This is a genomic window from Parapedobacter sp. (assembly GCF_053550995.1).
Genome location: NZ_JBMQOC010000058.1, coordinates 35188 through 56871 on the forward strand (window position 1 = coordinate 35188; position 21684 = coordinate 56871).

General features: G+C 48.8%; 14 protein-coding genes. 3 read left to right on the forward strand and 11 right to left on the reverse strand.

Annotated features, from left to right (window positions below):
• Position 1: 1 nt before the first annotated feature.
• From ACO1NT_RS08445 to ACO1NT_RS08470, 6 genes are all read right to left on the reverse strand, one after another.
• Positions 2-3433, reverse strand: a complete 3432-nt coding sequence (locus ACO1NT_RS08445) for a SusC/RagA family TonB-linked outer membrane protein (protein WP_449048138.1) — start codon at positions 3431-3433, stop codon at positions 2-4.
• 194 nt (positions 3434-3627) lie between these two features.
• Positions 3628-4719 (reverse strand): FecR family protein, encoded by a 1092-nt coding sequence (locus ACO1NT_RS08450; RefSeq protein ID WP_449048139.1) that lies wholly within the window; start codon positions 4717-4719, stop codon positions 3628-3630.
• Positions 4720-4843: 124 nt separating this feature from the next.
• Positions 4844-5440 carry an RNA polymerase sigma factor gene (locus ACO1NT_RS08455; protein WP_449048140.1) on the reverse strand — a complete coding sequence of 199 codons (597 nt, stop codon included), beginning with the start codon at positions 5438-5440 and terminating at the stop codon, positions 4844-4846.
• Between the two features lie 285 nt (positions 5441-5725).
• Positions 5726-7234, reverse strand: a complete 1509-nt coding sequence (locus ACO1NT_RS08460; RefSeq protein WP_449048141.1) for an alpha-L-fucosidase — start codon at positions 7232-7234, stop codon at positions 5726-5728.
• A 40-nt stretch (positions 7235-7274) separates the two neighbouring features.
• Positions 7275-9029 carry a glycoside hydrolase domain-containing protein gene (locus ACO1NT_RS08465; RefSeq protein ID WP_449048142.1) on the reverse strand — a complete coding sequence of 585 codons (1755 nt, stop codon included), beginning with the start codon at positions 9027-9029 and terminating at the stop codon, positions 7275-7277.
• A 121-nt stretch (positions 9030-9150) separates the two neighbouring features.
• Positions 9151-10635 carry an NAD(P)H-hydrate dehydratase gene (locus ACO1NT_RS08470; protein WP_449048143.1) on the reverse strand — a complete coding sequence of 495 codons (1485 nt, stop codon included), beginning with the start codon at positions 10633-10635 and terminating at the stop codon, positions 9151-9153.
• Between the two features lie 155 nt (positions 10636-10790).
• On the opposite strand from ACO1NT_RS08470, the gene ACO1NT_RS08475 reads away from it, so the two are divergent.
• Positions 10791-11111 carry an iron-sulfur cluster assembly protein gene (locus tag ACO1NT_RS08475; RefSeq protein ID WP_449048145.1) on the forward strand — a complete coding sequence of 107 codons (321 nt, stop codon included), beginning with the start codon at positions 10791-10793 and terminating at the stop codon, positions 11109-11111.
• A 27-nt stretch (positions 11112-11138) separates the two neighbouring features.
• Here ACO1NT_RS08475 and ACO1NT_RS08480 read toward each other — a convergent pair whose 3' ends face one another.
• The 4 genes from ACO1NT_RS08480 to ACO1NT_RS08495 all read right to left on the reverse strand — a co-directional run bounded on the left by ACO1NT_RS08480 (position 11139) and on the right by ACO1NT_RS08495 (position 18132).
• The gene (locus ACO1NT_RS08480) at positions 11139-11750 is read right to left on the reverse strand and encodes a hypothetical protein (protein WP_449048146.1); all 612 of its coding nucleotides are present in this window, start codon (positions 11748-11750) and stop codon (positions 11139-11141) included.
• On the reverse strand, positions 11747-13006 hold the full coding sequence (locus tag ACO1NT_RS08485) for a cation:proton antiporter (protein ID WP_449048147.1): 1260 nt from the start codon (positions 13004-13006) through the stop codon (positions 11747-11749). The genes ACO1NT_RS08480 and ACO1NT_RS08485 overlap by 4 nt, the downstream gene beginning before the upstream one ends.
• A gap of 13 nt (positions 13007-13019) precedes the next feature.
• Positions 13020-13496, reverse strand: coding sequence for a cation:proton antiporter regulatory subunit (locus ACO1NT_RS08490; protein WP_449048149.1), 477 nt, complete (start codon positions 13494-13496; stop codon positions 13020-13022).
• 271 nt (positions 13497-13767) lie between these two features.
• Complete coding sequence (locus tag ACO1NT_RS08495) at positions 13768-18132, reverse strand: translocation/assembly module TamB domain-containing protein (RefSeq protein ID WP_449048151.1); 4365 nt, start codon at positions 18130-18132, stop codon at positions 13768-13770.
• Between the two features lie 78 nt (positions 18133-18210).
• On the opposite strand from ACO1NT_RS08495, the gene tsaD reads away from it, so the two are divergent.
• Both tsaD and mgrA read left to right on the forward strand, forming a co-directional pair.
• A complete protein-coding gene (tsaD, locus tag ACO1NT_RS08500) occupies positions 18211-19212 on the forward strand; it encodes a tRNA (adenosine(37)-N6)-threonylcarbamoyltransferase complex transferase subunit TsaD (protein WP_449048152.1) in 1002 nt (333 codons plus the stop codon).
• A gap of 44 nt (positions 19213-19256) precedes the next feature.
• Positions 19257-20288, forward strand: a complete 1032-nt coding sequence (mgrA, locus tag ACO1NT_RS08505) for an L-glyceraldehyde 3-phosphate reductase (RefSeq protein WP_449048153.1) — start codon at positions 19257-19259, stop codon at positions 20286-20288.
• On the opposite strand, the gene ACO1NT_RS08510 is transcribed toward mgrA, so the two are convergent.
• Positions 20289-21668 (reverse strand): lactate utilization protein B, encoded by a 1380-nt coding sequence (locus ACO1NT_RS08510; RefSeq protein WP_449048154.1) that lies wholly within the window; start codon positions 21666-21668, stop codon positions 20289-20291.
• Positions 21669-21684 lie beyond the last annotated feature (16 nt).

The window sequence follows — 21684 nt, forward strand, 5'->3', positions numbered from 1 at the left end:
GTTAAAAGTTAATGTTCAAGCCACCGGTAAATGTCCGCATCAGGGGATAAGAATCCAGCGTGTTCTGTTCGGGGTCGTGTTCATCGAGGCCGGAAATGCTGAATAGGTTTGTTGCGTTGACAAAAAACTGCACACGTTGTACACCCAAACGGGAAAACCATTGCTGGGGGAGGGCATAGCCAAGATCGATGTTTTTCAATCGGAAATAGGCGCCATTCCTGAGCCAGAAGGTTGACGCGGCTCCGCCGACATCAGCCGTATTCCATTCGCCGGTTACTCTAGGGTAGGTTGCTTCGGGGTTTTCGGGTGTCCAGTAGTCGCTTGCCCAAATACTGAAATAAGGACGATCGACTTGGAATACCCCGCCGCCGTTCCTTGTGCTTACCATGCGCTCGTAGGCGCCCACTCCTTGGAAATGTGCGTTGATAGCTAATCCTTTCCATTGTAGTCTGAACCCGATGCCATAGTTGATTCTGGGCGCGCCGTTATCCGAAAGATACGTAAAGTCATTGTCGTCGATTTTTCCATCGGGTCCCTCCGCGAAGTTGGCGCCTCGTATGTCTTTAAATAATAGATAACCGAGCTTAGGACTCCGCCCGAACTGTGTGAAGCCGTCGGGTATTGCGTCGAGTTGGTCCTGTGTGCGGATAATCCCCTCTGAAATCAAGCCATAAACGCGGTTTGCAGGCTTACCTATCCGGCTCCGCCAGTTGTCTTTATACGTGCCGTCTGTGAGGGCTTGTGCCTCGTCAAAAACATCCCATTGGTCTACCGCGTAACCTAAATTTCCGTAAATGGTATAGTCGAGGTCGCCAACACGGTCATTCCAGTCTGCATTGAACTCTATCCCTTTCCATGATCGTTCGGCATAGTTCACATCGGGTAGTGTTGCACCTAGCGTAGACGGTGTAGAGGCCAAACGAGCACCAAGGATATCCCGCTCCTCGCGTTCGAAATAGTCCACCGCTCCGGTAAGGCGATTATTCAATACGCCGAAATCCATGCCAACGTTCCACATGGCGGATGTAGACCAGGTAATTAATGGATTGGGCATGGGACCCGGTGCCAGACCGTCTGACAATGAATTGCCAAAGATGAATCCTGTATTTTTGCCGTAGGTCTGGCTCCACTGAAACGCCGGTATGGGATTCCCATTCGGATAGGTGTCATTTCCGGTCGTTCCATATGAGCCTCTTAATTTAAGTTCGGTCAGCCATTGGACGTGGCGAAGGAAATCTTCTTGGGATAAGCGCCATGCTGCCGAACCGGACGGAAAAAATCCCCATTGATGGCCGGGGGCGAATTTGTAATTCCCATCATAACGGAAAGAAAATTCGGCAATATATTTGTCGCTGAAGGTATAGTTCAGCCGACCGATATAAGATTCCCTTGCCGCTTGCGTCTCGCTGCCGCTAAACCACCTTTTCGTATTGTCTGAAGACGCATTGTAAATCTGGTCAATGGCAGTGGTGAGTAAGTCATCAGCCCGACCGGTTAGGTTTTTGCCGTTGTCTTTAGCTTGTTCATATACGGCAAGCGCCGAAATGTTGTGGAGACCGAAGTTTTTGTCATAGCGCAGGTACCAATTGAACTGATATGAATTGTAAAAGCCAACGTCTTCCGCAATATTTGGATACGTAGCACTTAGGTTATGGATATTCACCTTAGTGGGATCTATCGGTCCGGGTACAAAGCGGTTTGTGGCACTGGCTGGTTGGAAGATGTATGACCGGTTGTGGATAACGAATGATTTCATGTTACGGTCACTTGCATTATAGTGCCCTTGCAGGCTGGTGCTTAAGCCGTCCACATAATTGCTTAGGTCAAGGTCAAAACGAAGGATACCATCCAGGTTCCGGTATTTGAGATCCCGGTACCCACCGCTGTTTACCATCAATTCGACCGGATGCCACGCCCCCGGAACTACAGGGAAATCATCGGTCGACGTACTTGGATTCCCCTCGGCATCTACATAAAACGGATAGAGCCGTGTCCAATTGAAGGTTGCCCGAAAGAAGTCGCCTACATTGAAGTCTTCTGCACCGTCATATGGCCAATACCATCGGTGGTAATTGCGCTGGTTGCCGCTGAGATTAAGATTAATCTTGAAATTTTTGGAAATGTTAGCTGTCACATCCGAACGGAAATTATACCGGTCGAAATCGAGGTTTTTATAAGAGCCCTTTTCATTGTGCGTGCCCAAAGACAGATTATACAGTAATATTTCCGATCCACCCCGTACACCTAAGTTGTGTTGTTGAACCGTTGGTGTTTGCCAGATATAATCGTTAATACGGTAGCTTTTGTCTTTGAAGTAATCGTATATTTCCTGTCCATAGGGTTTGGGCTGCCCCATGGAAACTGCCATTTGATTGACATATTCGATTTCCTCCGTAGCAGAGAAATCTTGGATAGGCCGTGTGGGATTGGAAAATGAATACGACCCCTTGTAGTCAAAAGATGGTTTTTGTACGATTCCTTGTTTGGTGGTTACCAGAATGACTCCATTTCCTGCTTTTGATCCGTATACAGCCGCACTCGCTGCATCTTTAAGGAAATTGATGCTTGCCACTTCATTTACGTCCAACGCGTCAAAATCAGCTTTTCCCTTAATCACGCCGTTGATGACATACAGGGGCTCTTGAAAACTACCCCGGATGCGGATACTTGACGAGGCACCCGCCAATCCAGAGGTACCTACAACGGTAGCTCCCGGAATACGGCCGGCCAGGGTATTGGAAAGATTAGCCGCAGGTATATTTCCAATATCATCTGTTTTAACAGAGGTGATGGCACCGGTTAAGTTCACCCTTTTTTGGGTACCGTAGCCAACTACTACAACCTCTTCCAAATTGGTCAGGTCTTCTTCAAGGACTACCGTCAGGTTATCCGCACTGGCAGGAACCTCTTTGGTAAAATATCCGATATACGAAAACATCAGTACGGCGTTTCCATCGGCCACGGTGATTGAAAAGGAGCCATCATCACTGGTGGTGGCACCGTTTTCGGTGCCCTTTTCAAGTATGGAGACCCCTACAAGTGGGGAACCCTCGGCGCCCAGTACCCGGCCGCGTATCACCGTTTGCCGGGATGGTGCGTCGTTTTGCCGATCCGCTCTGTTCAGCACAATATTCTTTTTTCCATATACTTCGTAGGAAATGTGCAAAGGAGTTAAGAGTTCATCCAGTACCGCAGACAACGTACGTTCATTAGCGGATATACGTCCCGCCTGCCCTGCATGGATCAGTTCCGGGCTGTAAATAAAATTGACCCCATAGGCCCGACCGATGAATTCCAGCAATGTTTCTACGGTTTGGCTCTTTTCCTCAATCAGGGCCGTCTTTTTCAATATAGCCTGTGCGAAGCTATCGTTACCAAAGCACGAAGCAACTAACATCAAGGAAAAGAACAATTGCAAGGAGCCTACTCTCATGATGGTAAATAATAATCGGTTTTTTTTCATAATTTTGAATGTTAGGTTCTTTAAAAAGAGTTAACAAATCCTAATCGCTGTAGCGAACGACCAATTCATCTTGGCAATTAGGATATTTTTCGTCCGTCGTCAACGCATTGCTTTGGCGGCGGATTGTATTTGTGTTTTTTTATATAACCATAGGCGATTTTAGTTTAATGCTCGTGAAGATGTGGTTTGAAAATGATTCGACCGTCGACAATATGGTAAGTCGCTTCGGCGGCTTTACTAATCAAGGTTAATTTCTCGAATAGATGTATGTTTTGTAACGAGGCCGTAATGGTTCTCGTCTCTAATACGGAATCTGCAATAGAAATGTCGACTTTGTATTGATCACTTAATGTTTTCAGGACAGATTTTAAGGGTTCAGACTTAAAATCTTCGTCAAAGGAAGGTATCGAAATAGTAGTTGGGGTTGAGGTGCTAGATGGCTGTTCCGATGTTGTCTCGGTATATTTGATTTCCTGATTTGCGATTAGGTATACAGGTGCCTCTATCTTTGTCGCTAAGCCAGTTTGGGTTTTTTTGCGTACTTCCACTACGCCGCTTTGTACTGATACTTTGCTTTCTGCCAAGGTCTTTGCAGCTTTTACTCGAAAGCTCGTACCAAGAACCTGGGTAGTGAGGTGGTCGGTTTTGACGAAGAACGGGTGGTCTTTGCTACTGGTCACTTCAAAGAATGCTTCTCCCCAAAGATAAATCACTCTGTTTTCGGTAAATTCCTTCTCATCGTAGATAACGTACGCATTGGCTTCTAAAATTACTGTTGATGTATCGGGGAGTATAAGTAGAAGTGGCTGACTTGCCGTGTTTGTTATTTTTTTTTCATCGCTGTTGGCTGTTTCGGTCTGTTCGATGACCAAATCAACCGAAGTTGAAGGGGACGGCGACAAACCCCGGTAAAGGAAAAGTGCTGTGAAGCAACAAGCCAATATACAGGCGGCTGCGAAATATTTCCATGGCCTGATAGCCCTTTTCGATTCGTTTTCCGTGGGCGTTTTATCCACCTGTGTTTGCAAATACATCAAGATTTCCCTACGCATATCCCGAGGCATCGTCTCGCCGTGCTTTATCTGTAAGGCCGATACGATTTTTTTGGCTTCATCTGCTTTCGATTCACATGCGGGGTGGAGGATGAAAACAGTTTTCCAATATTCGATTGAAGACCCAGAAGGCGATAATACCCATTCTAAAAAACGTTCATCCGAAAGAAAGTCCTCGGTACTGTAGGTGCTGTATTTTTTCACTTTTGCGTCTTACTTAGTAATGTAATTTATACTAATAAGGCACGTCGTTTAAAAATCTACTCAGTTTGGCAGAAGAAATGTTGATTTTTTTTAAAATTATTTCTTGGTCGTAACTTTTCCTTTTTTACAGGGGCGTAAATATAGACAAGCATAGCGCTATGAGGCAGTCTCGAATGGGTTTGTGGTTTATCAGTTTCTTAAGCGCCACGAGTGCACTGCGTTGAAGATTGTAAACGGATTGGCGGTTCAGCCCCATCAGTTCGGCAATCTTTTCCTGTTTAAGATTCTCATAAAAACGCAAATAAATAATTTCACGTTGGCGAGGCGTAAGTTTATCTACATAAGCCTTCAACAACGATTTAGCAGATACTGGAAGGTTCACGTCATTTTCCAAATCGATGGAGAAATTGTCTTTATCTTGTGGAATAGTGTCCAGAGGCAGTGTGGATTTCCATTTAGTGGATTCCCTTACAATCCGTTGTCGAAGCGCCTTCATTAGATAAAATCTGATACAGGTCGTTTCACTGAGATGAGCTCTACGACGCCATAAGGTAAGGAATACATCTTGGATACAGTCCCTTACAAGCTCTTCGTCTGACGAAAAGCGTCTGCCATATCCATATAGCAAATCACTGTTTTGGTTGACAAGTTTGGTGAAAGCATCTTTGTCTCCGAGTTGAAATCTCTTCCAAATAATTGCATCGGTCCACTGCTTTCCCATAAAATATCCGTTTGCCCTGTGGCATAAATCCGCTGTAGGCGAATAATTGATTACAATGCGAAAATAGCGCTAAAAAAGTGTAAGCTATTCATTTTTTTTACCATAACACTAACTCATCTTAACGAAGAAACGCAATCGGTTGTTTGCCCTTTTTCTTTGCAAGGTCTAAAATCTCCCAGGAGTCGGCCGTACGACTGCGGAGAAGTTGTTATAAAGATAGTAATTTACGGAAAATCAATAAGTTATGGCGGTATGATTCATTTTAAATGCTGAACTGTTTGCATATCAGGTTTTTGCATCGCCGAACCCCTTTTCCTCTCCTTCAGATTTGCTGAGTTGTATTTTTACGACAAATGGACCGCTTGCGTGGAGACCCGTTGGCAACACGACATCGAAATAGGTATTCGGATCCCTGTCAAGGCCAATCTGTTGATGGATTAATTTGAGCACTTCCCCGCCATCCAATAACGACGCTTGTAGGGGCACCTGTTTCGCATTTTTAGGTACTACGATGCGCAGCACATTGTTTATCGGCTTGTTGAAAACGGTCAAATAGATGGTGTCTTCGCGCTTGGTAAGATAACCGTATGGAGAAGATGGTAGCTCGGCATGCGCGGTCCCATACACCGCCTCGCCATTGATGTCCATCCACTTACCGATTTCCGCTGCGATTTCCGTTTCTTCCGGCCGGATATTGCCCTTGCCGTCCGGACCGAAATTAATAACCATATTCCCGTCCATCGATACGGCATGAAGTGTCATTTGGATAAGATCATAAGGCGTTTTTATGTATGCGTCGTTCCAGTCTTTATGGTAACCCCATTGGTTAGGTGGGATGGTCATCACACAATCCCAATCATTGCCCTTCACTTGGTCATACGTTTGCGGTAATTTGCGCTCCCATCCCTGTTCATAATCACCGATAAGGTTTCCATTGGTATCGAAATGACGTTTGCCGTTTTCATCCGCACGGAATCGGCTGCCGATAATAAGTCCGGGGTGACTTGCCCGTAATTCGGTTTCCAATTGGTCTGCCCAAGCAGCCTCGGCTACCCACGCGGCATCCCACGTGCCATCGAACCACAGACCTTTGATTGTCGGGTAGTTCGTGAGCAGCTCCATCAACTGGTTTTTGGTAAATGTCTTGAACTCCTCGTAGCGTTTCCGTTCGGCATCGGTTGTTGGTGCCGAACTCCGATAGCCCGGATGGTTCCAGTCGATGATGGAAAAATACAGATAAACATCGATACCCTCGGCATGGTAAGCATCCACGACCGCTTTGACGATATCTTGTTTGTAAGGCGATTCCATGATCGTATAATCGGTATATTTGCTTGGCCACAGACAAAACCCATCGTGGTGTTTCGTGGTGAAAATCATATACCGGGCACCCATTTCCTTTGCTTGTTTAGCCCAGGCCTTTGCGTCGAAGTCAGTGGGGTTAAATGACTTGTAGAGGTTGTCATAGGTTTGATGCCAGTTTTCTGGGGCGCCTGAATGTGTAGACCACGAACGGATCCACTCGGCGGCACCACGATATTTTGCACCATTCCATTCGCCGCCGGGTATGGCATATACGCCCCAGTGGATGAATTGACCCAAACCATATGCGCGCCAACGCTGCATGGCTTCATCTGTACGTTTACCCAAACGGTGCGCACCATGTTTTAATATAACCGAATCCCGTGCAGTGCTTTGTGCTAATACCATCTTGCTGGGCAGCACGAACCAAGCCAACCCGATGAATAGGATGAACAACGGGTAATATGTCGTTTTTTTTGATATTTTTTCCATATTTTTTCCCCCTCCTTTCCAGTGCCCCGTGCCGCCTATCCTATCGACTTAAGTCTTCGAGGACCTTCTTGCCATGGTTAACCAATGCGGCGGTGGTAGAATCGGGCGCTGATTTAATATTGAATTTCGCCAACTCTTCTTCGAGTATTGCCAATTTAGCGGTATCGGCGGTTGCCATGAATTTTTCACGTAATATTTTTATCTTCTCGGCATCCTGGATGCCTTCGCGGATGCGCTCAAAGCGGATGGAACTCCTCCCATCGGGATAGATGACATACGTGTCTCCAGCCGGCCAGGTGCGGAACCGTGAATCGGTCAATGGATTTTCGGTCCACGAGTTATAAGACCAGTGCAAGTAACCATCCAGGCCGGTAGCGCGCGTATACCAGCCCATGAAAACGGCCTCGGCTGGATCGGAGAACGTGAACACATTCGGGAATTCGTCGGCACAACACACATAATAAGTACTTATCAGCCCATTTTCTTTTCTGAAAGCCAAGTCCTTTTCGTCAAAGTCTGCCCCGAATGCCACACAGATGTCTTTCAACATGGGGTATTGCCGGTAGCTTTTGTGGTTATCGGCTAGTGCGACACCCAGCTCAGGAACGACCTTTTCCAGCAACGCCAATGCAATTTTCATTTCTTCGGGCGAGCGCTCATCCATGGCGATGTTGGTGAACGACAGCCAACCCTTGGCCTCTAAGTGGTCGCGGAAGTCGGTAAGGAAAGGCGTCCAGAGCTCCGAGAATTCCGGACTCCCCGGTTTTGCGCTGATGTTGACCGTGTCGCCAGTTGCCTCGTCGATGTAATGGATTTCATGGTTCCACGGTAGCAACGAATAGCAATTGATCAACTTGTTTACACCAAGATCCATCATGAAGTTAATCCAGCGATCAAAAACCGCGTAGTCGTACGCCCATTGGCCGTCTGTTTTCTTGGTCCAGCGGATCATGTCTTCGTAAGGGTCAAAGCATTGGTTGTTCCATGGGTCTTTATTCAGATTGGCAGTAATGACCTTCTGTCCGGCATCGGCTAACATTTTCATGGGAACCTTCATCAACTCCCAATGTTCCTCCGACCATACCTCCACACCATGCACACGTGCAACGGCGGAGGGGTGTTGCCACATGTCGAGATGGAAGGTCCATTCACCTGACGGAGGTAATGTTTGCGGAAGGACCTCAATGGATAAGTCAAGTTTTTTTGTTTCTTCGCCCGCGGCATGCAGGTTCAATGTGCCGGTATATATGCCCGGTGCAGCATCCGCTGGGATGTCGAAACTGAGCCAGACGGGTAGGGTAGTGCCCCCTGGCATATCGAAACAATCGACATTGTCAAGCGCATCGGCCGATAAGGACACCGGGAAATCTTCGGGTTTACGATGACCGCATCCCGAAGCAAAAATATCAGTAAGCACATACCGTACGAAGCGCGCAGTACCGATCGATCCTTCCATGGTCGAACCATCTCCGGCAGTGAAAGGGGAAAAGTCGAATTCGATCTGGTCGACCGGGCGGTCTGACCACAAAAGCAGTTGTGCGGATATACGCTCTCCGCGCCAACCGTTACCTTGCCACTTGGTAGATGGTGGTACGTTGGGTATGGCCGATTTAGGGTATCGTTTATCGACAGTAGCGAATGCATAGTTTAAGCCGTTTACGGCCGACCAATCGACAAAAGTTGTGTCGGGGTCGGGCGCTTCAGCATAGGTTTCACAGTTTTTTACGGGGCGGGATTGGTCACATGCTGTCAGCAATGCCAAGCTGGATAGCAGTAGGATACAATTCTTGTTCATCCGGTCTATTTTGTTTAATGGGTGGCGATGTGCCTATAATCTTTTCCAATAGTACACAATGCCTACGGGTTTCGCAACGTCTTCGAGCATGCAATCGATTGTGTGATTTTACCGGATTTGGTTAATCGTGCAAGGAAGCAAGGGCGTAAGGAAGTTCTGCGATGAGGCGCGTTGCCGGCACTATTGCCATTCCAGCGGCATGTAGCCGGTCGCCGGCCAGCCCATGCAGGTAGCATCCCAATATGGCGGCTTCCTGCGGAGAATAGCCTTGGGCCAGAAAAGATACCAGTATGCCGGTCAACACATCGCCCATGCCACCGCTAGCCATAGCCGGATTGCCTGTGGGATTGATGACGACATTGCCATCGGGTAACGCAATAAAGGTGTATCGGTTTTTCAGGATGACAATCAATTCGAGGGAAGTGGCTTGTTTCCGGGCGGTCTGTACGCGTTCCCACCAATTGTCATGGGGGCCAAACAACCGGTCGAACTCCTTCATGTGGGGGGTAAGCATACTTTGTTTGGGCAGTTTATGGAGTAGTGATGGGGTTTCTCCTAGGAATGAGAGGGCATCGGCATCGATGACGAGCGATTTTGACGTATGGTGTAACAACAGTTCCAGGAGATCTTTCGATGCGCCGAGGCCAGGCCCAATGCCCACAGCATCGGTTTTTTGGCAGGTTTTGTGCAACTCATGCCGGGCACAATACATAACTTCAGGATAGCATGCGTTCAAGGCAGTCAAGCCTTCGTCAGGGATAGAAGCCGTGGTCAGTCCTGATCCGGCATATACGCTTGCGCCACAGGCCAAAATTGCCGCACCCATGGTCTGTGGGGCTCCGGCAATGATCATCGCGTGGCCAAACATGCCTTTGTGGGAAAATCGTTGGCGATGGCGATATATGTGTTGGATATCAATGGTTTCCACCAATCGATAGTGGGAGGGTAGTTGCTCAATGAAATCGTCTTCCAAGCCGATGTCGACCACATGGAAGCGGGCCATCGCCCGAGCCGACTCGGGGAAAAAAAAGCTGAGTTTAGGCCTGTGGAAGGTAATCACCTCATCGGCATAGACCGTATATTCTTTTTCGGGCACCACGCCATCTGCCCGCAGGCCGGAGGGAATGTCTACCGCAACCGTCTGGCGTCGGGCTTGGTTAACGTGTTGTGCCAGTCTAAGCCAATCGCCGTCCAATGGCTTGTTTATCCCGGAGCCCAGTAACGCATCAATGATAACGTGCTGATGAATGTCCGCGAATTCATCTGCCGGAAAAAATTCGGTAACGGGTATCGGCGTGTGCCGCAGGTGGGAAAGGTTTGCAGCGAAGCCGTCGCTTTCGCGATCGGCATACCGCGCAATCCATACGGCAATCGCATCATAGCCTTGGGTTTGCAGTAGCCTGGCGATAGCCAAGCCGTCGCCACCGTTATTTCCGGTGCCGGAACATACCAGTATGCTGGTATGCTTATCTGGAAAAAGCTGCATAAATGCTGTTACGAAAGCCATGGATGCAACTTCCATCAAATCAAGCGACGTGATTGACATTTGCCCGAGGGTATGGCTGTCGGCATCGCGCGTTTGCGCAGCCGTAATGATTGTTTTCATCTTTTTATTTTTTTCAATTGCTGATGAGAGCTCGATTCCACACGCTACGTTTTAGTTAAAGGTACAGTTTTATGGGAGCAATGTCAAGAAAGCCGGCCAATGCGGGGAAGTCGTGCAAATACATTAAATTTGCTGGTTCACAACATAGGAAAGCCATGATTGTCAATGACCCTTTGCAGTTAGCTCCGGCCATTACCGAAATGCTGGAAACTGTTTTCGACCCGGAGATACCCGTTAATATTGTTGAATTGGGTTTGGTATATGAGCTGATCACGAAAGAAGGTGGCGTTGCCAAGGTGGTGATGACACTCACCGCGCCGGGTTGCCCCGTGGCTGGCGACATCATCGACGAAGTGCAGCGTAAGGTGGGAGAGGTGGATGGCGTAAGTCAAGCTTTGGTTGAGCTGACGTTTGATCCGCCTTGGGATAAAAGTATGATGAGCGAAGTGGCCCGACTTGAACTCGGTTTTATGTAGCCCCGTTTTCGGCCCATATCTTAGGGGCTATTCGCCCAGGGAGTGGACAATCTCCGACCGGTATTGTATATCTTTCTCCTGGAATTCAATGGTCTTCTTGAACGTGTCGAATGTAAAGAATATTTCGCCTGGTACAGGGGCATCGGGGGCAAAAAACAGCTTGAAACTATAGGTGAACGATTTATTGTGGTCTACCGCAATGCGGTTGGATGAAAATACCATAGGCTCTATTGGGGTATCTTTCATGCGGGTTACGTCGCCTACATGCCATAACTCTGCCAATACCGCCGCAAACCGATCGCTTTCGGGACCCGATCGCGTAAACGTGATGGAGCCGGTTGTAAATCCGCTTATTTCGTTTACCGATCCATCCGTGTTGATGCCGGCATCGATTTGTTTATCCAATTCGATACGGAAACCCACCGTATCCCCTCCATACAGCCCCTCGGCAATATAATTGATAGACGTGTCGCCGTCTGTGCGGTTTACTAACCGGAGGGCGATATGCGTAGGGCGCTCGGGGTTGTTGACGATTTCAAACAGCGGAATGGCACTCGCTTTACCATTGTCCGACTTGGATGCATTACCGCAGGAGGCAAGTACGGCCACCAACGATATAAGGATGGGGAATTGTTTCATGGGGATATGTTTTTGTTATCAGTTGCCTGCTTTTCCAGGTCACTTAGTGTCTTAACCGGCTTTTTCTCAATCTTTCCTTTGCCAAATATGGCATTCCAGATGGTGCGCGATTCTTTGGTGAGTAATGGGGCAACAATAGACAATATCAACACGTACACGACCACAAATGATTGGATGACCGGGAGGAGTTTGCCTGCCTTGCCGATATTGGCCATGATGATGGAGAATTCACCGCGTGCCGCTAGTGTGAATCCGATGTCGACGGAATTACGCCTCTTCAAGCCGGAGAAACGGGAAGCAAAATAGCCGGAAGCCACATTGCAAACAACGGTTACCAATGCGGCGATGGAAGCCCACCATACGGCACCACTCAGCGTTGTGGGGTCGATGGAAAGCCCGAAACTGAAGAAAAACATGGCGCCGAAGAAGTCTTTGAAAGGCAGTACCAACTGTTCAATGCGCTTGATGTATTGCGAATCGGCGAGTACCAAGCCCGCCATCAACGCCCCGATAGCCTCCGCCACATGGATGGTTTCCGAAAAACCGGCTACGATAAAAAGCAGGGCGAAGATGACCAAAACGAACAGTTCCGACGTTTTATCTTGCAACAACTTGTCAATGGCCGGTACCAATTTGCGGCCAAGGATGAGGAAGGCCAGAATGAATCCCAAAGCAAGCAATGAAGTGCCTGCCACGGTCCAAAAAGAACTGCTGCCGGTCAGTATCAGCCCCGAAAGGAACGAGATATGCATGGCGATGAAGAGATCGTCAAACATAATCATGCCCATAATTACTTCGGTTTCTGGGTTAGCCGTCCTTTTCAGGTCGGTTAGCACCTTGGCTACGATTGCGGTAGATGAGCTCGTCATGATGCCGCATAGAACCATGACTTCCTTAAACGGAAGCCCCATCAGCCACCCGATGAATAGGCCGGAGCAAAAGTTGAGGATGACGTAAAATGTGCCACCGGTAACAATGGATTTCCCCGACTTAATGAGCCTGCCCACGGAAAACTCCAGACCGAGGTAGAACAGGAGAAAAAGTACTCCCAATCGGCCCATGAAGTCGATAAACGGCTTGCTTTCCGTGAAGGTAAGGTCTATGTTACCGAACGTAGGCGCGTGCTGTCCGAGCACCATCCCTATCAATATGAAAAAGGGGATAACCGAGAACCTAAGCCTATTGGATATTAATCCAACGAGAGCTACCAAACCTACGGCAATACCGATTTCAAATATCAGGGTGTGTGACGCCATACGCTTTCTCCTTCTATAGTATTTCCTTGATCAGCTTGATATGGTTACGCTTACCAGCCACAACCATCGTCGTGTCGGCATGCATTACATAGTCCGGTCCGGGATTGATGATGCTATCACCCTCCTTTATCGCCGCGATGATCGATGCTCCGGTGCGCTTGCGCACTTCTAATTCGCCAATCGACTTGCCGAGGCTAGGGGAATCCTCGCCCACCTTTATCCATTCGATGCTGAGGTCATCAAGTGCGACCTCAATCGTCTCAAGCGCTTTCGGTTTGTAGGATAGTCCACCGATGATCCCGGCCACTTGGCGCGACTCTTCATCAGAAAGTGTCATCACACATTTGGACTCACTCTCCTCTTGGTCATATCGGTAGAGTTCACGTCGCCCATCGTCGTGGATAACCACCACCATGTGATCCCCCGCCTCGGTTTCAATCTGGTATTTCTTGCCGATACCAATCAGATCTGATTCTCTTACAATTGACATAGTTGCCTCTCCCTAAGTTAAAAAATCACACAAAGATACGATTTTATCGGATACGCACGGATCTGCCACCGCACGGTATACGACCAATGACGTTATGGCAGTGATTGTATAGGTATCGTGTTGATTTTTAGTTGGCTATGGATGCTTGGTGAAGTACGATCGACTAACTTTAAGTAAATTGCTTAGTTTTTTATTAATCAAATAGTTATTACTTTTCACATAAACCTTTATTTGAAGATATGTCCGAGGGCACTTCGATGCCAGGAGTAGGTTAATCCTTGGGTGTGTAGTTCGGTTGTTCGTCGGGATTGACGGCGGGTTCTGTTTCCTCTGTTTCTCTACGGATCGTTACGAGGCGTCTAAAAAACTCTTGGAACGTATAGAATTCCTGGCGATAGACCAGCCCGAGCGCGCTAACGTAATTTTCATTGATAGTCAGCGGAAGGAAATTCCGGCTATTCAACCTGTTGGAGCCCCGCAATACCAGTCGGCCGTCTTTGCGGATCAGATAGCGTAATTCGGCATCGGTGACGATGCGGTCGCTGAAAACATTGAGATCATTGACATTCCGCATATCGGCAACGCCACCTGTGAAAATCAACCGGTCATTGAAAAAGCGTAACGATGCGCTTGCATCGTTGAGCGACCGGATGTTTAAATCGACGAACTTAATATTCAATGATTGTGAAATGAGATTGTTCAATTGGTTAAACGCTAGTTCGGTACCCGCACTGAGGAGGGTGTTGTTCAATTCGCGGCTAAAATCGGTTGCCGAACCAGGTGAAAAACTACGGCGCACAATCAGGCTCAGCGCCTGTTGGTTCACGTTGTTCGCATCACTTAAGTAGCTCTGCAATTCATCGTTCACGTACGGATCATTCGGGAAATTGAGGCCAAACGTGATATCGGGACGCATCAGGCTGCCATTGAGGTTCATTACCGCATGTGCAAGCACCCGCTGCTCAATGGTTTCCCGCCCCGCTGCATTGTATAACGGAGCTAGGCTCGTCCGCTGGCCGTACACTGCGGCGAGATTAATCGTAGCATCGGTAGGTTGTCCTGTCCAACGGATTGTTCCGCCCTCGTTGATTTCGAATATCTTGTTGATGAAGTCCTGTGCGGTGAACGTAAATTTACCGGTATTGATGGTGTAATCGCCAAACATTTCGAAATCACCAAAGCTCGACATCCGTAGTGAAATCGTGCCTTCACCACGGCCAGTAAGTTCGCCAAGATCGGTATAAAGACTGGTTTCTGCATGGGGCGTAATCTGTAGGTCCATGTTCATGCTGAGACCTTGGAACAGGCGAGGGCGTACTTGTGCGGTGTTCGTTGTGTCGTGACTGACAAATCGGATGAAATCGTTGTCACTGACCGTTCCGACCGCGTTGAGCGGTATATGGAACCGCGTGGATGCATCGGTGCTTGCCTGGATATTGATCTGCATCGCATTTGTCGGCCCGTTGAAAGAAAACGTACCCGTCCCGTATGCGGTTCCGTAATAAGACGGATTATCACGGAATGTGGTGTTCAACACGAGGAAATTGGTGGCATCCACCGTTACGCGAATGTCGGGAACCAACGGATTTCGCATGTCCACATGCCCATTGGCGATAGCCCGGTTGTTGCCCGGATCGGTAATCACCAAGTCATCCAAGTGAATGGCGCTATTGGTGAGCACGAATTCATCGTCTATCCGATAGGGCGTCTTCAAGTAATTGACGGTGAACCCGGCATCATGTAACCGGCAACGGCCACTAATTTGGGGAGCCAACGCTGAGCCCGAAACCTGTAGGTCGGCCGAGACCGTTCCACTGAGGTTGGATACAAGCTTTCCGAGCAGGGGTTGGAAGAGGATCAGTTCGCTATGATTGAAATGTGCCTTCACATTGAGTTTCTCGCTATCGGCCGTAGCATCGTAAGTGCCCGCTGCGCTGATGGTTTCTATCCCATCGTGTGTCGCCGCCAGGTTGACATTGACTAATTCACTGACGCGATCGAAGTCTGCACGTAGTACGGCGTCGCCTATCGCCGTTTGGTTGAGGCGTACATCGGTTGCTGCCATATCTGCAACAGCGAAAGGGTTGTGCAGTACGGAGGATACGTCCATGTGTCCGTTGAGGATACCATTGAGCTTAATCGATGATGCTGCCATCAGGGGATTGAATGTGCGTAGGTTGAAATTTTTGAATGTAAATGAAACGTTATGGTCGCTTTTATCGGAGAAGGTGCCTTCCAAACGGGCTGTTTGCCCCTGATTGGATATTTCGAGGCGGCGTACTTCGATTTCGCCTTTGTTTACGTAAGCTACCGCATCGTCATCGAATTGCCAAGGCTCATTGTTGAGTACCAACGCGGAAGGTAACATGCGTATGCGTGTGGGGGAGCCTCGCTGGAAATTTACCATTCCATTCATATCCAACTGGTTGCTGGCCGTGATGTCAGACAGTTTTAAATTAAAATGGAGGCTGTCTCCGGCCATGACATTCGAGAGATTGACGTTGTTGATGTACAAGCTATCCGTGGCGCTGATCCGATCGGCTGTCACCAACAGTCGCAAAGCTCCCTCATTAGCCGACTCATCCACGATTAAGCGATGGATGTCGATCACGCCATACGACAGTTCCGGAACGAGGAAGTTAATGGTCGCCGTGCGGTCCGTGGAAGAGAATCGGGCGTTCAATTGTGCGCCTTCACCGCCTGTAAGTTTAGGGGCAAACACGGCTGTAATTGGCGCCGTGTCCTTGAGTCGTAGGCTAAGGTCGAAGGCCTGCTTGCCTATCGGGCCAATTGCTAGCGCGAGCGATGGTGCATACTGCATGGCTACCGATTTGAAATAGCTGTCAAGCGTGGTCAGGTCCATTTCACCGTTTACGGTGGCATCTGCAAGGTCTGAGCGCAAATAGACGACGCGGTGGGCCTCATTACCGCTGGCTTTAAGTACGAGCGAATCAACGGTGTATCGTGATGAATCCGTTTGAAAACGGACATCATAAAAGGATAGGTCTCCTTGCATGTTATTCAAGGCATTCCCATTGAAGTTGCTCGCAATGGTAGCATTTTCTATCACTACCGGTAATTTACGGTAAAGGTGGAGGTTGGACAGATCAGCGTGGGCCACTGTCGCGTCGAACGCATATTCGGGCCGTTCGGGATTAAAGTTGATGCCACCATCGAAAAGCAATTGCAAGTTGGGGTCATCTACAGCAATATTCCCGGAGAACTTCATCTTGGAAAATTCCCCGGCCAAATCGATGGCCGTGTAGCGATACCCTTTTAAATCCAGGTATGACACGCTACCATCCACTTGGCTGTTGATATCTTGGAGTGTAAAGCCATCGCCGGCAACGTTGATGTCGAAACCGCTAAACCCAACTTGCGGGTATTTGAGCAGGGTGCCCAGATCGAATTCAGGTGTCGCGATTTTACCGGCGTAGTGGCCTCCATCACGGATGTTTAGGTTGAGCGCGGTATGGGCAACTCCTAGTGAAGTTGCCAGGGTTCCCGTGGCTTGGAAGTCGTAATAATTACCGGCCAATGTACCGCGATAAGCAACGTCGCCCATCCGCTCGAATACAGCGGGCAATTCAAATGACCCACTACGACCCAGTTGGCCCACCAACAATTCGATGTCTGTACTATTCGTCGCTAGCCGATGGAGTCTCATATCGAAGAGCGTATGCTCGATATCGGGCAAGCCACGGATATCCAAATCACCCCATAATTGCGTACGATTGCCGGCTCGCAACACGACATCGCGTGCCGAAATGTCCGACACACTTCCTGTGAGCGCACCCGATAGGGTGATATCGAAACGTGTGACGGCAACCTCGGGAGCGAAAAATTCAATGTCTTTGGAGTTAATACGTGCTCGATTAAGCTTTAACTCAATCGTCACGGCATCCATGAAATGTTCAAATGCCGAAAACTGCGCATATTCGAACCGTAGATAATCACCCAACCTACTTCGGTTGGTTTCCATATACAAGTCCCGCAGCTCCAAATAATTGCTATCTATTTCGGCGATTGCCTGCATTTCGCGGAGATAGAATCCACTTTTCTCGCGAAATGTAAGACCTTCGATAGTCGATTTGAAAATAGGAGTGTCGAATTCGATTTCGCTGAAATGGCCGCTCAGATCAGTGAGGTGGATATCGCGGTAATTGATACCCTTGGATGGGGTGGGTTCGTCGTGTAAATAGCGAAGTGAGATGTTTGACAGATCAATAGCACCGACGCTGAGGGTGAGGCGCCAGCGGTCGTTCAAAGTCCGGTCGTCCGTATCGGGACGGAAATAGTCAATAAGAAACGAAAGATTGCTGGTGCCCCCCTGCCGATGCAGAAAGAACGATCCGTCCGATAGGGTTAATTCATTGATGGTAATTTGGCCATCGCGTATCTTCCATAAGTTTACCGATGCTGTCAGTTGATCGGTATAAAGCAGGGTGTCGCCGCCTAAATCGGCCACATACAGGCCCGTGAGGACCAATGATGAAAATGGTTTGAAATAGAGGCCCTCCAACGATACGGTGGTATGTAGTTCGCTCGACAGGTAATGGGCCGCCCTTTTAGCAAAATAAGTCTGGACAGGGCGGTATTGGAGGGCATAGATGAGCCCCGTTAATGCAAGTAACAAGGCGACCAGCGTCCACAGCGATATTTTTAAGATTTTTTTGATATTTTTGCTTTCATTAAACGCGAAACATTGACTGCCATGCCCACTATTCTCGGCATAGAATCTTCATGTGATGAAACGTCTGCCGCAATCAGCGTTAACGGTACGATACGTTCGAACGTCATCGCAAACCAAACCATCCATGAAAAATTCGGTGGCGTGGTGCCCGAACTGGCGTCGCGCGCACATCAACAGCACATTATCCCTGCCGTCGAGCAGGCTATCCGCGATGCAAAAGTACATAAAAATGATATAGATGCGGTAGCGTTTACACGCGGGCCCGGACTGTTGGGGTCATTATTGGTTGGAACATCGTTCGCTAAAGCATTTGCCCTCGCCCGGCGTATCCCACTTATTGAGGTAAACCACATGCAAGCCCATATCCTTGCGCATTTCATCGAAGAACCCGTTCCTGAATTTCCCTTTTTATGCCTTACGGTTTCGGGAGGGCATACGCAACTGGTCTTGGTAAGAAGCCATTTCGAAATGGAAGTGTTGGGCCAAACCCTCGACGACGCCGCGGGGGAAGCATTCGATAAGACAGCGAAAATACTTGGACTGCCTTATCCGGGCGGCCCATTGATTGATCGCCATGCTAAGCATGGCAACCCTAACGCGTTTGCGTTTCCCGAACCACAGGTGCCCGGACTTAATTTCAGTTTCAGCGGACTGAAAACAGCTATCCTGTATTTTGTGCAGCAGCAACTAGCTGCACAGGCCGATTTCCTTGAGACAAACCTCAATGATGTATGTGCATCGGTGCAATCGCGTATTGTCTCCATCTTGCTCAACAAGTTACGGCGGGCAGCCCGCGAGACCGGTGTGTCTCATATAGCGATTGCGGGCGGTGTGTCAGCCAACTCGGGGCTTAGAGACGGGCTGATGTCGTTGGGTAAGAAAGAGGGGTGGCAGGTGTTCATCCCCCGCTTCGAGTATTGTACGGACAACGCGGCTATGATTGCGGTTGCGGGTCACTATAAATACCTAGCCCAAGAGTTTGTTGGACAGGAAGTAGCACCGATGGCCAGGTATGCGATTTGAAATGCGGAAATAAACCGAACACGGTAATAGATCAAATGACAATAATGGATTGGACACCAAATCAAGACCGATATAAAGGGATGCTCTATAATCGTTGCGGCCGCAGCGGATTGAAACTTCCAGCAATATCTTTAGGGTTATGGAACAACTTTGGCGACGATATGCCACACCGTACCAAACAGTCGATCTGCCGGCAGGCATTTGACCTAGGTATTACCCACTTCGATCTAGCTAACAATTATGGTCCGCCCCCAGGTAGCGCCGAGCTGGCATTTGGCCGTATATTGAAAGAAGACTTCGCCGGTTATCGCGATCAACTGATCATCTCTTCAAAGGCCGGATATGACATGTGGCCCGGCCCCTACGGCGAATGGGGAAGTCGCAAGTATTTAGTGGCTAGCTGCGATCAGAGCCTGAAGCGGATGGGACTCGATTACGTCGATATTTTCTATTCCCATCGGTTCGACCCCGATACGCCCTTGGAGGAAACCATGATGGCACTTGATCACATTGTTCGCTCGGGTAGAGCCTTATATGTGGGGATCTCGTCATATAATACCAAACGTACACGAGAAGCTGAAGCCATTTTGCGCGAGTTGGGTACGCCTTGCCTTATCCACCAGCCGAGTTATTCGATGCTTAATCGATGGGTAGAGACAGACGGCTTACTCGACACCCTGGCTGATTTGGGTATGGGTTCGATCGTGTTTTCGCCGCTAGCGCAGGGAATGCTTACTGACAAATACCTGAATGGTGTTCCGGACGATAGCCGGGCGAAAAAGAGACCTTCTTTCCGTTCCGGGTTCTTGAGCGACGAAAATATGGGGCGCATCCGTGCACTGTATACCATCGCAGAGCGTCGCGGACAAACGCTGGCGCAAATGGCTATTGCCTGGGTGCTCCGGGGCAATCATGTGACGTCGGCACTGATCGGTGCCAGTAAGCCCGAGCAAGTGGTAGATTGTGTAGGTGCATTGGATAATCTTGATTTTTCTGAAATAGAACTAACGGAGATAGATAATCACGCAAAAGACAGCTCGATCAATATCTGGGCGAAATCAGCAGAACTCGAATGATTATTTGTTTCGCTCCTTCCACTGCTGGCTGAATGATTTTTCCGCAATGTGTGGCAGCTCGCGGCGCTTGCCCCATGCTTTCCGGAAAAAATTACGAAGAAAGAAGTTTTTGAATTTCCCGCCGAAAAAATCGATTACGCGGCGCTTGGTAATGGCATATGTAAAGCCCTTCCATGCGAGTCGTTCTGTTTTGGTGGAGAGGTGGTTTGCCACCGCGTCGCGCCTGTTGAGGAGCAGCATTTTATGGATGTCGATCTTTACCGGACATACTTCAGAGCACTTACCACAGAGGCTGGAAGCGTAGCTCAAGTGCTTGAATGCTGACATGCCCCGGAGATGCGGAGTAATCAGCGATCCGATGGGGCCACTGTAAGTGGTGTCGTAGGTATGGCCGCCAACGTTTTTGTAAATGGGACAGGCGTTCAGGCAAGCGCCACAGCGGATGCAATATAAACCTTGGCGTTGGTCTTTTTGGGCCAATAACTCGGTACGGCCGTTATCCAGCAATACGACGTACATTTCTTCCGGGCCGTCGGTTTCATTCTCCTGCCGCGGCCCATTGAAGATGCTGTTGTATACCGTAAGGCGCTGCCCCGTGCCGTGCGTTGAAAGCAGTGGCCAAAATAGGTCGAGGTCGTTGAGCGATGGGATGATTTTCTCGATGCCCACGATGGCGATATGGATTTTCGGAAAGGTAGTGGATAGCCGTGCGTTGCCTTCATTTTCTGTGATGGCGACACTGCCGGTATCTGCTATCAGGAAATTGCCCCCCGTTATGCCTACGTCGGCCGTTGTATATTGCTCCCGCAACAGCTCCCGCGCTTTTAACGTCAGCTCTTGGGCGGTAGCCTCGGGCGGAGTGCCATAACGTTGATGGAAAAGTGCTTGGATATCAGGTAAACTTAGATGCATGGCGGGCGTTACGATGTGGTAAGGTTTTTGCCCTAACAACTGCACAATATATTCGCCCAGGTCTGTCTCTATCGCTTCTATGTTTTTTTCGGCAAGGAATTCATTGAGCTCGATTTCTTCCGTTGTCATCGATTTGGATTTCACCACCGTTTTGGCTCCGGCATCCGTCAGGATTTTACCTATTTCCTCACGGGCCTCCACCGCATCGTTGGCCCAGATGACTTTACCGCCCCTCCGTAGGAAATTGGCCTCGAACTCAGGTAATAGTTTATCCAGGTTTTCCATTACCCGCCACTTGGCGATATGCGCTTTCCGTTTCGAATTTTCCAGATGGTTGAACTGAGGAAGCCCCCGGTTCACTGCATCATCGTATTTATCAATATTATAATTGATGATTTTTCGGTGTCGAGGTTCAAATGCCTTGACAGCACTTTCTTTAAGGAAGGTGGTCTCTCGTGCAGACGACATACGTAAGTGTTATTAC

What these genes read in the sequence shown, in the direction of transcription:
- ACO1NT_RS08445 (WP_449048138.1), bottom strand. Translation starts at nt 3,433, where the DNA reads ATGAGAGTAGGCTCCTTGCAATTGTTCTTTTCCTTGATGTTAGTTGCT.
- ACO1NT_RS08455 (WP_449048140.1), bottom strand. Translation starts at nt 5,440, where the DNA reads ATGGGAAAGCAGTGGACCGATGCAATTATTTGGAAGAGATTTCAACTC.
- ACO1NT_RS08460 (WP_449048141.1), bottom strand. Translation starts at nt 7,234, where the DNA reads ATGGAAAAAATATCAAAAAAAACGACATATTACCCGTTGTTCATCCTA.
- ACO1NT_RS08465 (WP_449048142.1), bottom strand. Translation starts at nt 9,029, where the DNA reads ATGAACAAGAATTGTATCCTACTGCTATCCAGCTTGGCATTGCTGACA.
- ACO1NT_RS08470 (WP_449048143.1), bottom strand. Translation starts at nt 10,635, where the DNA reads ATGAAAACAATCATTACGGCTGCGCAAACGCGCGATGCCGACAGCCAT.
- ACO1NT_RS08475 (WP_449048145.1), top strand. Translation starts at nt 10,791, where the DNA reads ATGATTGTCAATGACCCTTTGCAGTTAGCTCCGGCCATTACCGAAATG.
- ACO1NT_RS08480 (WP_449048146.1), bottom strand. Translation starts at nt 11,750, where the DNA reads ATGAAACAATTCCCCATCCTTATATCGTTGGTGGCCGTACTTGCCTCC.
- ACO1NT_RS08485 (WP_449048147.1), bottom strand. Translation starts at nt 13,006, where the DNA reads ATGGCGTCACACACCCTGATATTTGAAATCGGTATTGCCGTAGGTTTG.
- ACO1NT_RS08490 (WP_449048149.1), bottom strand. Translation starts at nt 13,496, where the DNA reads ATGTCAATTGTAAGAGAATCAGATCTGATTGGTATCGGCAAGAAATAC.
- tsaD (WP_449048152.1), top strand. Translation starts at nt 18,211, where the DNA reads ATGCCCACTATTCTCGGCATAGAATCTTCATGTGATGAAACGTCTGCC.
- mgrA (WP_449048153.1), top strand. Translation starts at nt 19,257, where the DNA reads ATGGATTGGACACCAAATCAAGACCGATATAAAGGGATGCTCTATAAT.
- ACO1NT_RS08510 (WP_449048154.1), bottom strand. Translation starts at nt 21,668, where the DNA reads ATGTCGTCTGCACGAGAGACCACCTTCCTTAAAGAAAGTGCTGTCAAG.